The sequence below is a fragment of the Pseudomonas sp. GL-R-19 genome, assembly GCF_019956375.1.
GTDB lineage: Bacteria > Pseudomonadota > Gammaproteobacteria > Pseudomonadales > Pseudomonadaceae > Aquipseudomonas.
The window spans coordinates 1-1234 of the sequence record NZ_JAHBDJ010000086.1; the positions used below are offsets into that span (position 1 = coordinate 1).

The following is a 1234-nucleotide window of genomic DNA, read 5'->3' on the forward strand; positions in this document are numbered from 1 at the left end:
GTGGCTGCCGGCTTCCCACAATCGATTATCACCCCGTTGGGCAGCACGCTGACCATCACCGGGTTCAACGCGGCGACCGGGGTGATCAGCTACAGCTACACCCTCAACGATAACGAAGCGCATCCGACTGCCAACGACGCCAACACTTTGCCTGAGCAGTTCGCCGTCACCGTGGTCGATGACAACGGCACCACCGCGACCGGTTCGCTGGACGTCAACATCGTCGACGACGTGCCCACTGGCGTGGACGACAGCAATGCGAGTACCGCCTCGGAAACCCTGCTGACGCTCAACGGCAACGTACTGAGCAACGACGTGCAAGGCGCCGACCAGGTGACGATCGGTGAAAACACCGGCCCGATCACCCCCGGCACTTTCACCGGGACTTACGGCACCCTGGTGCTCAACGCCAACGGCACCTACACCTACACGCTGAACACCAGCGATGCCGACTTCAAAGCCCTGCACGGCGGTGGCGACGGCAGCGAATCCTTCACCTACACCATCACCGATTCAGACGGCGACAGCAGCACCGCGAACCTGGTGCTGCAGATCCACAACAATGATGACCCGATCACGATTGGTGGTTTGAACGCTCAGGGTGCTGAACTCACCGTCTTCGAGAAAAACCTCAGCGACGGCAGTGCACCGGATGCCACGGCGCTGACTCAGAACGGCACCTTCACCGTGACCGCCCTCGACGGTGTCACGACCCTGACCGTCGGCGGCATCGCCGTGGTCAGCGGTGGAGTGGCTGCCGGCTTCCCACAATCGATTATCACCCCGTTGGGCAGCACGCTGACCATCACCGGGTTCAACGCGGCGACCGGGGTGATCAGCTACAGCTACACCCTCAACGATAACGAAGCGCATCCGACTGCCAACGACGCCAACACTTTGCCTGAGCAGTTCGCTGTGACCGTGGTCGATGACAACGGCACCACCGCGACCGGTTCGCTGGACGTCAACATCGTCGACGACCTACCCAATGGCGTGGACGACAGCAACGCCAGTACCGCCTCGGAAACCCTGTTGACCCTCAACGGCAACGTGCTGAGCAACGACGTGCAAGGCGCCGACCAGGTGACGATCGGTGAAAACACCGGCCCGATCACCCCCGGCACTTTCACCGGGACTTACGGCACCCTGGTGCTCAACGCCAACGGCACCTACACCTACACGCTGAACACCAGCGATGCCGACTTCAAAGCCCTGCACGGCGGTGGCGACGGCA

Annotated in this window: 1 protein-coding gene; it reads left to right on the plus strand. The window is 62.1% G+C overall.

Annotated elements, in window-relative coordinates; translation table 11 throughout:
- On the plus strand, positions 1-1234 hold a 1234-nt coding region (locus KGA83_RS27860; RefSeq protein WP_223531381.1), incomplete at both ends, for an Ig-like domain-containing protein.